At 63.3% G+C, this 9,951-nt stretch carries 11 protein-coding genes; all 11 read right to left on the minus strand.

The window, feature by feature from the left end:
* Position 1: 1 nt before the first annotated feature.
* Positions 2-742 carry a sulfate reduction electron transfer complex DsrMKJOP subunit DsrO gene (gene dsrO / locus EA346_RS12460; protein ID WP_296759061.1) on the minus strand — a complete coding sequence of 247 codons (741 nt, stop codon included), beginning with the start codon at positions 740-742 and terminating at the stop codon, positions 2-4.
* Complete coding sequence (locus EA346_RS12465) at positions 739-1,218, minus strand: sulfur reduction protein DsrJ (RefSeq protein WP_296759064.1); 480 nt, start codon at positions 1,216-1,218, stop codon at positions 739-741. Before EA346_RS12465 ends, dsrO begins: the two co-directional genes overlap by 4 nt.
* Before the next feature lie 2 nt (positions 1,219-1,220).
* Positions 1,221-3,167, minus strand: coding sequence for an NAD(P)-binding protein (locus EA346_RS12470; protein WP_296759066.1), 1,947 nt, complete (start codon positions 3,165-3,167; stop codon positions 1,221-1,223).
* A gap of 54 nt (positions 3,168-3,221) precedes the next feature.
* On the minus strand, positions 3,222-4,715 hold the full coding sequence (gene dsrK / locus EA346_RS12475; protein WP_296759067.1) for a sulfate reduction electron transfer complex DsrMKJOP subunit DsrK: 1,494 nt from the start codon (positions 4,713-4,715) through the stop codon (positions 3,222-3,224).
* Between the two features lie 34 nt (positions 4,716-4,749).
* A complete protein-coding gene (locus EA346_RS12480) occupies positions 4,750-5,502 on the minus strand; it encodes a respiratory nitrate reductase subunit gamma (RefSeq protein ID WP_296759069.1) in 753 nt (250 codons plus the stop codon).
* A 66-nt stretch (positions 5,503-5,568) separates the two neighbouring features.
* Positions 5,569-5,901 carry a TusE/DsrC/DsvC family sulfur relay protein gene (locus EA346_RS12485; RefSeq protein WP_296759070.1) on the minus strand — a complete coding sequence of 111 codons (333 nt, stop codon included), beginning with the start codon at positions 5,899-5,901 and terminating at the stop codon, positions 5,569-5,571.
* Positions 5,902-5,956: 55 nt separating this feature from the next.
* Complete coding sequence (gene tusB, locus EA346_RS12490; protein ID WP_296759073.1) at positions 5,957-6,265, minus strand: sulfurtransferase complex subunit TusB; 309 nt, start codon at positions 6,263-6,265, stop codon at positions 5,957-5,959.
* Positions 6,266-6,276: 11 nt separating this feature from the next.
* A complete protein-coding gene (tusC, locus tag EA346_RS12495; RefSeq protein ID WP_296759075.1) occupies positions 6,277-6,669 on the minus strand; it encodes a sulfurtransferase complex subunit TusC in 393 nt (130 codons plus the stop codon).
* Between the two features lie 95 nt (positions 6,670-6,764).
* A complete protein-coding gene (gene tusD / locus EA346_RS12500) occupies positions 6,765-7,157 on the minus strand; it encodes a sulfurtransferase complex subunit TusD (protein ID WP_296759078.1) in 393 nt (130 codons plus the stop codon).
* An 83-nt stretch (positions 7,158-7,240) separates the two neighbouring features.
* Positions 7,241-8,317, minus strand: a complete 1,077-nt coding sequence (gene dsrB / locus EA346_RS12505; RefSeq protein WP_296759080.1) for a dissimilatory-type sulfite reductase subunit beta — start codon at positions 8,315-8,317, stop codon at positions 7,241-7,243.
* A 59-nt stretch (positions 8,318-8,376) separates the two neighbouring features.
* On the minus strand, positions 8,377-9,642 hold the full coding sequence (gene dsrA, locus EA346_RS12510) for a dissimilatory-type sulfite reductase subunit alpha (protein ID WP_296759082.1): 1,266 nt from the start codon (positions 9,640-9,642) through the stop codon (positions 8,377-8,379).
* Positions 9,643-9,951 lie beyond the last annotated feature (309 nt).

Consider the following 9,951-nt stretch of genomic DNA (forward strand, 5'->3'; position numbering starts at 1 on the left):
GTCAGATACCCTGGTAGCGGACTGCAGGGTTCAGCCGCAGGTCGGCGCGGACGGCAGTGCTGCCCTCCTGCTTGAGGCGCTGCGCAATCTCGCTGGAAGGGTCGTTCAGATCTCCGAAGACCATGGCCCGGTGCCCATCCTTGTTGCAGGCTTCGACGCAGGCAGTGGTCCCCTCGCCACGGTCGACCTTGTGCACGCAAAGGGTGCAGCTTTCCACCGTGCCCTTGCCCCTCGGTGAATGCGGTTTCTGGTCGGTCAGCGGCTCGTGAATGAAGGAGCGCGCCTTGTAGGGGCAGGCCATCATGCAGTACCGGCAACCGATGCAGGTGTGCTTGTTGACCAGCACGATGCCGTCCGGGCGGATGAAGGAGGCCTTCGTCGGGCATACGTCGACGCAGGGCGGTTTCTCGCAGTGCTGGCACATCACCGGCAGCGAATGCTGGTGTCCGGTTTCGCGTTCGGTCAGGTTGACCTTGCGAATCCACTGCGCATCGGTCTTGGGCCTGCCCAGACTGCGCACGCCATTTTCCTCGTGGCACGCGCGCACGCAGGCGGTGCAGCCGTCGGCGCACTTGCTGGTATCGATCAGGAGGCCCCAGCGCGTGGCAGGGTCGGCCCCGTTCGCCGCGCCGGCGGTCTTCAGCAGGAAGACCCCGGGCGCGACGGTGAGCCCCGCCACGGCAGTGGCCGCCCCGGTGATGAATTGCCGACGTGAGACGTTCGCGCTGTTTTCGGTACTCATGGTGTCGAAATCTCCTGGACGGTCTCGATCCCGTCAGCCTGAAGCGCAAGGTGCCGTTCGATGGACTCTTCCAGGCCTGCGCTGCGTTTGGGCGGCGCAGCATCCGACGGCTGGTCGGTGTGGCATTGGAAACAGTCCATGCGTACGGCGTTGAACTGGTGACAGGCCATGCAGAAGTGCGTTGCGGGGTCGTCGCGGCTCGCCGTGGGCGAGACGTGGCAGTCGACGCAGCCGACGAAGCTGTGATCCGGATTGCGCCGGCCGTAAATTTTCGCCTCGTCACGCTCGTGCATCAGGATCTTCATGTGGTCCCGGCGAATCACGTCGGTGGGTTCCACGCACTGGTCGCCACGCGCCTCGAGCACGAGGTGGGGAGCGGGCGGTTCAACCTTCCCACAACCGGTCAGTGTCAGGGCCAGCCCTGCCAGCAGCAGTGCTGGCAGGACAAGGCCGAACTGGGCAAATCCACGGCGCATGCTCAGTCACCCATGGCCATGTCGATGTAGCCCGTGGGGCAGACCTCGGCGCAGATGTGGCAGCCGATGCACTTGTTGTAGTCCGTATCGACGTAGCGACCGGTGGCGCTCTCTTTCTTGTTCACCCGGAATACGGCCGTCTGGGGGCAGTAGATCACGCAGTTGTCGCACTCGAAGCACATGCCGCAGCTCATGCAGCGCTTGGCCTCCTCGACCGCCTTCTCTTCGGTCAGCGATCGCATGCGTTCCTCGAAGTGTCCGATCACCTCGTCGGCGCTCGGTCCGTGCTCCTCGCGCAGATTGCGTGCCACGTAGGGGAAATGGCCCTTGAACAGCTTCTCGTGGGAGATGATCTCCTGCGCGGAACGGTCCTCGAAGTTGTGCACCGCAAACCGGGCATCGGAAGTACCGCGGACCTGCTCGCCGGAGTAGGCCTCGGGCTCGAGCCCGGTCTCCTGCAGCTTGTTCAGCAGGTTGAAGTGGTGCACGTCGACACGCGGACGCTTGATCGGCTCCTGCTGGTGCAGGAAGTAATCGATGCTGTCGGCGGCGATCCGGCCGTGGCCGATGGCGGTGGTCAGCAGATGCGGGCGGATGATGTCACCGATCACGAAGTGGCCGCTCTTGCCGGGCACCTGGTAGAACTTGTCGCTGTCGATGAAGCCGCGGCCGTTGTCCATGAACTCGAGGCCGGTGAGGTCGCCGCCCTGACCGATGGCAGTGATGATCAGGTTGGCCTCCAGCACGAACTCCGTACCCTCCACCGGCTTCGGCGCATTGCCCTCGAACTGGCACTGGGCCATCTTCAGGCCGATGGCGCGGCCCTTGTCGTTCAGCACGACCTCGATCGGGATCACGCCGTCCAGGATCTTCACGCCCTCGCGCAGGGCGTCCTGCACCTCGTGCTCGGTCGCGGTCATCTTTTCCTTGGTGAACAGCGAGGTCAGCGTTACGTCGGCGCCGGTCCGCACGGCGGCGGTCGCCGAATCGTGCGCCACGTAGCCGTGGATCGCGTCCTCGGGGTTGTCCACCGGGTTGTCGGCCTCGATCTTGCCGAGACGCCGGGCCACCGAAACCACGTCGATGGAGGTGTCGCCGCCACCCACGCAGACGATCTTGTCGGTCGGCAGGACCTTCAGGCGGCCGGTGTTGAAGGCGGACAGGAACCGGACGCCGGCGATGCAGTTCGGGGCGTCACCGCCCGGCACCGGCAGGTTGCGGCCGGTCTGGCAGCCCACGGCCCATACGACCGCGTCGAATTCCTTCTCGATGTCCTCGACGCTCACGTCCTTGCCCACGCGGGTATTCAGGCGCAGCTCGATGTCGCCGAGCGACGTGATGCGCTCCATCTCGCCGCGGAGCATCGGACGCGGAACCCGGTACTCGGGGATGCCGTACATCATCATGCCGCCCAGTTCTTCGTGATCGTCGAAGATGGTCGAGGCATGGCCCTTGCGGCGCAGGTGGTAGGCTGCGGACATGCCGCCGGGGCCGCCGCCGATGATCGCGACACGCTTGCCGGAAAGGGCCGGAGCGGGATCGTAGGTGAAGCCTTCGGTCAGAGCGGTATCGCCGATGAACTGTTCCACCGAGTTGATGCCGACGAAGTCCTCGACTTCGTTGCGGTTGCAGCCCGACTCACAGGGGGCAGGGCAGACACGGCCCATCACCGAGGGGAAGGGGTTGGCGTCGGTGGCACGACGGAAGGCATATTCCTGCCAGGACATGTCGCCGCTGGGCTTTTCGATGCCCCGCACGATCTGCAGCCAGCCGCGGATGTCCTCACCGGCCGGGCAGGAGCCCTGGCAGGGCGGCGTGCGGTGCACATAGACCGGGCACTTGTGGGAATGATCGCCCTCGAAAATGGCACTTTGCCAGTTCCGCTGCTCGTGGTCGCCGTCGCGGTATTTGCGGAAGGTCAGTTTCATGTCATCGCTTGAGGTTGCCATGCCGTGTCTCCTGTGGAGTCGGACCTGGTGGCCCGGCTTTGCATCGGTTCGTGGTTATTGTTTGGCGTCGAGGACGATGGCGTCGCTGACCAGCTGGTGAACACTCACGATCTGGTCCATCTCGAATCCGTAATAGGGTAGTACCTTGGCGAACTGGCTCTTGCAGATGGCGCAGATCGCCGCCATGTGCGTGACGCCGTGTTCCTCGACCACCGATTTCAGGGCCGACATGCGTGGCAGCGCGCCCTTGACCCGCAGTTCCATCAGGTCGTCGGTCAGCAGGCCGCCGCCGCCACCGCAGCAGAAGGTCGCTTCGCCGATGGTATCCGGGGCCATGTCGTAATAGTGGTTGCACACGGCCTTGATGATCTCGCGCGGGATCACGAACTGGCCGCCGGGCATGTCGCCCATCCGCGAGGCGCGGGCCACGTTGCAGGAATCGTGGAAGGTGACGCGACGGTGATCGTTGGCGCTCTTGTCCAGGGTCAGGGCGCGCCGCTGGATCAGATCGTAGGTGAACTCGCAGATGTGCTGCGGCACCGGGTAGCGCGGATCGAGGAAGTCGAAGGGGCCCGCCAGTGTGTTCAGGTAGCTGTAGGCAACCCGCCATGCATGTCCGCATTCGCCGAAAATGATGCGCTTCACACCGAGATCGAGCGCCGCCTCGCGGATGCGCAGCGCGATCTTCTTCATGTTTTCCGCCGAACCGATGAACAGGCCGAAGTTCGCGGCCTCGGACGCATGCGAGGACAGGGTCCAGGAGATCCCGGCCGCGTGGAAGACCTTGCCATAGCCGATCAGGCCGTCGACGTGGGGTTCGGCGAAGAAATCGGCGGAAGGCGTAACCAGCAGCACCTCGGCGCCCTTTTCGTCCAAGGGGTAGCGTACATCGACGCCGGTTTCGTCTTTCACGTCCTCTTCAAGACCCAGGAGGGTGTCTGCCAGCGCGGGCTGGGGCAGCCCCAGGTTGTTGCCGATCTTGAAGACCTTGCCGATGATCTCGTTGCTGTATTTCTGACCCACGCCCACCGCGTTCATGATGTCGCGCGTGGCCATGGTGATCTCGGCGGTGTCGATGCCGTAGGGGCAGTACACAGAGCAGCGGCGGCACTCGGAACACTGGTGGAAGTAGCTGTACCATTCGCCGAGGACTTCCTCGGTCAGATCGGTCGCGCCGACCAGCTTGGGAAAATACTTGCCCGGCAGGGTGAAGTACCGGCGATAGACGCCGCGCAGCAGATCCTGGCGCGCGACGGGCATGTTGCGCGGATCCGATGTGCCGAGGAAGTAATGGCACTTGTCGGTGCAGGCACCGCACTTCACGCAGGAATCCATGAAGACCTGGAGCGCCCGATTGGTCTCCAGCAGTTCTCCGAGCTTGTTGATCGCAACGTCCTTCCAGTTGTCGACCAGTTCACCGGGGAACCCGAGCGGTGCCTGGAATTTGTCCTGAGACACGTAGGGCTTGCTGTGGGACATCACCCCAGTCTGCAGGGCAGGGATGTCCACGGTTTCGTCCTTGATTTCTGGAGTCTCGAATTTGGCCATGTCGCAGTATCCTGGTTGCCGGGCTCAGCCGCGGTTACTTGTCGCCGCCGGTGGCGGGGCGTTCACTCGCGGTCATCCACTTCACCTTCGTCACGTGCCGCTTCTCGCGCGGGTTGTCGACCTGGTTGCGCGTGGGGCTGAAAAAGACCCCCGGGGCATGCAGCAGCTTGCTGAAGGGGAAGATGATCATCAGTCCGGCCACCAGCAGCAGGTGCAGCAGCAGCATTGGCTGCAACGGCAGGGGGTTGAACTCGAAGCGCATCAGCCCGGTGAAGAACAGCTTCACCGCGGTGATGTCGGTATGCCAAAGATAGGTCATGCTCAGACCGGTCAGCGCGATCCCGAGCAGCAGCGCCAGCATCAGGTGATCGGAGGGCGAGGAGATGTAGCGGATGCGTTCCACGAAGATGCGGCGCACCCACAGCCCGGCCAGGCCCAGCACCATCGCAAATGCGGCGTACAGGCCGAAAGGCTGGATCATCACGACCCAGGTCGGAACCGGATCGAGGAAGTAACGCAGGTGACGCAGCAGGACCAGCGCCAGCGCGACATGGAACACGATGCCGAAGAGCCAGATCCACTTGTTGGCCTTGAACAGGCTGTTGAACAGGAAGACCTCGGTGCCCATGCGCAGGACCACTCCGCCGCGGGTCGTCGGTGCCGGCGTGGTCGGAATCTTCAGGGGGGCGGGGGCCCGTGCATAACCTGCAATGCGCACGCCGAGGCCGACCAGCAAAATGGCGGTGGCCACGTAGAAGAGCAGGGCAAAGAGCACGGTGACGAACACGGGCAATCCTCCGGATGAGAATTCCGGGTGAGGGCGGGCCTCACCCGGAGGGGTCGTGCAGACGGGTCAGACGCAGCCGGTCGGCTTGGGCAGGCCGGCGTATTTGCACGCCTGCTTCGCGGGACCGTAGGGGAACAGTTCGTACAGGTACTTGCTGTTGCCCTTGTCCGGCCCGAGCTTCTTGCCGATGGCCTTGGTCAGCACGCGGACGGCCGGGGCGATCTGGTATTCCTCGTAGTACTCACGCAGGAAGTTGATGACCTCCCAGTGGTTCTCGTCGAGATCGGCGCCGTCGGCCTTGGCCATGGCGGCCGCGAGGTCGGGGTTCCAGTCGTTCAGATCGGCCAGGTAGCCTTCTTCGTCGGTTTCATACACTTTGCCATTGGCTTCGATGGGCATGGGATGCTCCTCTTGATTGCGGTTCGGGTTGGTATTATTGGGAAGGGTCCGGTGGTCAGAGCCACGCCTGGACTTTTTCGTGCTTCTCGGTCAGGTCGACAAAGCCGCCATAGTCCACGACCGAGACGCCTTCGATGACCTGGTCGTCGGTCATGCCACGGGCGTTAAGATCCGGACCCAGGACGTAGACGCTGTGATCGGCGAGTGCCCCGCGAAGCAGATCCGAATGGGCAGTCCCCTCCAGGGCGCCGTACACGCCGTCCTCAATCAGCAGGATGGCCGAGCCGGCCGTTGCGTGACCGAGGCACGAGACGAGGGTATTGCGCTCGAAAGGCGACTTGTTGACGGTATGCAGCATGCTCATGACAAATCCCCTCAGAAACTCAGAATCACTTCCTGCTCGTTCATCAGCTCGGCCAGGGCCTCACGGCTCATGACCTCCACCGGAACCAGCAGATCATCCTCGCTCAGGCCGCGTTCGGCCAGCGATTCCGCTTCCACGTAGAGCTTCTCCACGTCGTAGCCCTCGAGGGCTCGGTAGGTCGGGGAGAAATTCTTCTGACCGATGCCCTTGGTGTCCTGGCCCTTCTTGAGCTGGTACACCCCGTCATCGAGGAAGGCCATGCTGACATCCTGTTCGAAGGCGGCGGCGATCAGGACGACCTCCAGTGACTCCAGCGCGTAGATGGTGCCGTAGGGGGCCTTGCGGTTCACGTACATGAACTTCTTGACCGTGCCTGGACCTTCTTCTTCCCAAGGTTCTGACATTTGCTTCTACCTTCAGTGTTGATGGTTGCCTGTCCAGGCATCCGCAGCGGATGCAGGGACGGGGATCCGCGGGCAACGCTGGCCCGCATCGGGGGTCAGTCGCCGAACACGACCAGTCGGTCGCACTGGATGCCGGCCTCGATCAGCTGGCCGAGTCCGGAAATCCGGAAGCCGGGTGCGATGTTGTTCCCATCCTTGCCCTGTCGCTTGGCCTCGCCCTCGTCCAGCAGGCCACGGCGCTGGGCGGCGGCGATGCAGACCACGAGGTCGGTGCCATGCGCTTCGGCCATCTGGCTCCAGAGTTCCGCGATCTTGCGGTCGTCCTGCGGTGGCACGGCGAAGCGGGTGCCGTTGTTCACGCCGTCGTGATAGAAGAACACGCGGTAGAGCTCGTGGCCCTTGTCGAGCACGGCCTTGGCGAACTGGTAAGCGGTATCCGAGGCCTGGTGCTGGTAGGGGCCCTCGTTGACCAGAATTCCGTATTTCATGAACTGTGTTCCTGTTGAGCCTGGTTACGAACCGGCGGCCAAGGGGCCGCCGGTTGATCCTCTGCCGGGTCGGGGACCCGCGATCAGAACCGGATGTGGGTCGAGGCGTTCAGGGTGTTGCGCGCGCCTCTCCAGTTCTCGATGTGGTAGCGGGTGAACGGGAGGCCGGTTTTCTCAAAGAAGGCGGGCCAGCCGATGCGCTCGATCCAGTCGTTGATGCGTTCCCAGTCCTGCCCGTCTTCCTGATAGACCTTCAGGATGCGCTTGACGATCGCCGTGGCCTCGGGCCAGCGCGGCGGGTTGTTCGGAATCCCGGAGGCGACCAGTTTCTGGAAGGTCGGCTTGCCGCGGGCATTCGAGTGGTTGCCGCCGACCCAGATCGCGAACTTGGTGTGCTCGGCGTCATTGATCTGCATCGGGGGGCAGGGCGGGTAGCAGGCGCCGCAGCAGATGCATTTCTTCTCGTCCACTTCCAGTGACGGCTTGCCGTTGACCAGCGCCGGACGGATCGCGGCCACCGGGCAGCGGGCGACCACCGAGGGGCGCTCGCAGACGTTGGCGACGAGGTCGTGGTTGATCTTCGGCGGCTTGGTGTGCTGCACGTTGATCGCGATGTCACCCTGGCCGCCGCAGTTGATCTGGCAGCAGGAGGTGGTGATGTGCACGCGATTGGGCATGTTGTGGTTGCGGAACTCGTCGATGAGTTCGTCCATCATCGCCTTCACCACGCCGGAGGCGTCGGTGCCGGGGATGTCGCAGTGCAGCCAGCCCTGGGTGTGGGAAATCATCGACACCGAGTTGCGGGTGCCGCCGACGATGAAGCCGGCCTCTTCCAGGGCGTTGATCAGGGGCTCGACCTTCTCCTCGGCATCGATCATGTACTCGATGTTCGAACGGATGGTGAAGCGGACATAGCCGTCGGCATACTCGTCACCGATATCGCAGAGCTTGCGCAATGTGAACACGTCGAGGATGCGCTGGGTGCCGGCCTTCACCGTCCAGATCTTCTCGCCGAACTCGGAGACGTGGAGCAGAACGCCGGGGCGGGGATGCTCGTGGTATTTCCACGCGCCGAAATTGCGGCGCATGACCGGGTGCATGTACTGAAAACCGTCCGGACAACCGGATTCGATCGGCGGACGCATGGCTGTTTGTGACATCGGTGACTCCCGCTATCTTTTGAATTCGTTGGGTTCGATCAGGGGGCGGAACCGCGGGATCAACCCGCGGCGGCCTGCCGCTTTTCCATCTTCTGGCGGAGGTAGTTTTCCGCGGCCTCGTCGTAATCGTCCATCCGGATGTAGGAGCTCTGGCGCGGGTGGCTGACCATGTTGGGATCGGCCTCGAGGCCCATGCCCTTCAGGAAGTTCACCAGGCCGATGCGCTCGATCATCTCGCCGCAACGCTCGTGCTCGAGGCCGTTCTCGGCCCAGAAGTCGATGATGTTCTCGGCCAGTTCGACCAGGCCCTGGTAGTCCTCTTCGGTGTCCAGCTTCATGAACGGCACGATCACGGTGCCCATCAGGTCGCCGATCTTCAGCGTGCGCTTGCCACCGACCAGGATGCTGACGCCCTTGTCGTCACCGGGAGACAGGGCCTTGGTCATCACGTTGATGCAATGCATGCAGCGGACGCAGTTGCTGTCCTCGATGTGGAGGGTGTTGTCCTCGTTCAGGGTCATGCACTTGCTGGGGCAGCGGTTGATCACGTCCAGGTGAACCTTGTCGCGGCCGTACTCGGCGACGAAGTTCTTCACTTCTTCCTGGTCGATCTTGATCTCGTCGCGCCAGGTGCCGATCACCGCGAAGTCGGAACGCTCGATCGCATTGACGCAGTCGTTCGGGCAGCCGGAGACCTTGAACTTGAACTTGTACGGCAGGGACGGACGGTGCACGTCGTCGGTGAAGCGGTTCAGCAGGACGCGGTGGGCGCGCTGCTCGTTGGTGCAGGACTGCTCGCAGCGGGCCGCGCCGACGCAGGACATGCCGGTACGCACGCAGGGGCCGGCGCCACCGAGATCCCAGCCGTATTCGTTGATCTCGTCGAAGAAGCCCTGGGTGTTGGTCGTGTTGACGCCGATGAACATCGCGTTGCCGGTCTGGCCGTGGAAGGTGATCAGGCCGGAACCGTACTTCTCCCAGCTGTCGCCGAGCTGGCGCAGCATCGCGGTGGAGTAGAAGTTGCCGGCAGGCGGCTGCACACGGACGGTGTGGAACTCGCGCGATTCGGGGAAGGCCTTGGATACCTCGGAGAAGCGCGGGATGATGCCCGAGCCGTAACCGAACACCGAAACCGTACCGCCCTTCCAGTAGCCCTTGCGGGTTTCGTAGGAGTGCTCGAGCTGGCCCAACAGGTCGTTGGTGACGTTCTTGATGCGATCATCGGGATGATCGTCACGCAGGCGCTTGATTCCCGAGATGAAGCTCGGCCAAGGGCCGTTTTCCAACTCGTCGAGCATGGGGGTCGGATGATGTTGGTTCGCCATGGCGGTCTCCTTGATCGGATTCTGTATGCAGGCCGGCTTGTTGCTTCCGGGATCGATACGTACCTTCTTTGTTTCGAATCGCGGTCCTTCACTCTGGCCAGATCGCCGGTCCGCCGATTCGTCGAACGAGATCATCCAAGCGGATCACCTCGTCACACGGTGGGTTACTCTAGGTTCGAAGAAGCCCCGAAAACATCCTACTCATGGGGGGGGGGTGCATGGGGCGTATATCTCCCAAGGGATAGGGGGGGAAACGGGATCTGCCGGGGTGCGATCGTTCCTCGGGGCCGGACCTGCGCGCGACGCCCC

Origin of the sequence: Thioalkalivibrio sp., assembly GCF_007692535.1 — a bacterium.
Taxonomy (GTDB): Bacteria; Pseudomonadota; Gammaproteobacteria; order Ectothiorhodospirales; family Ectothiorhodospiraceae; genus Thioalkalivibrio.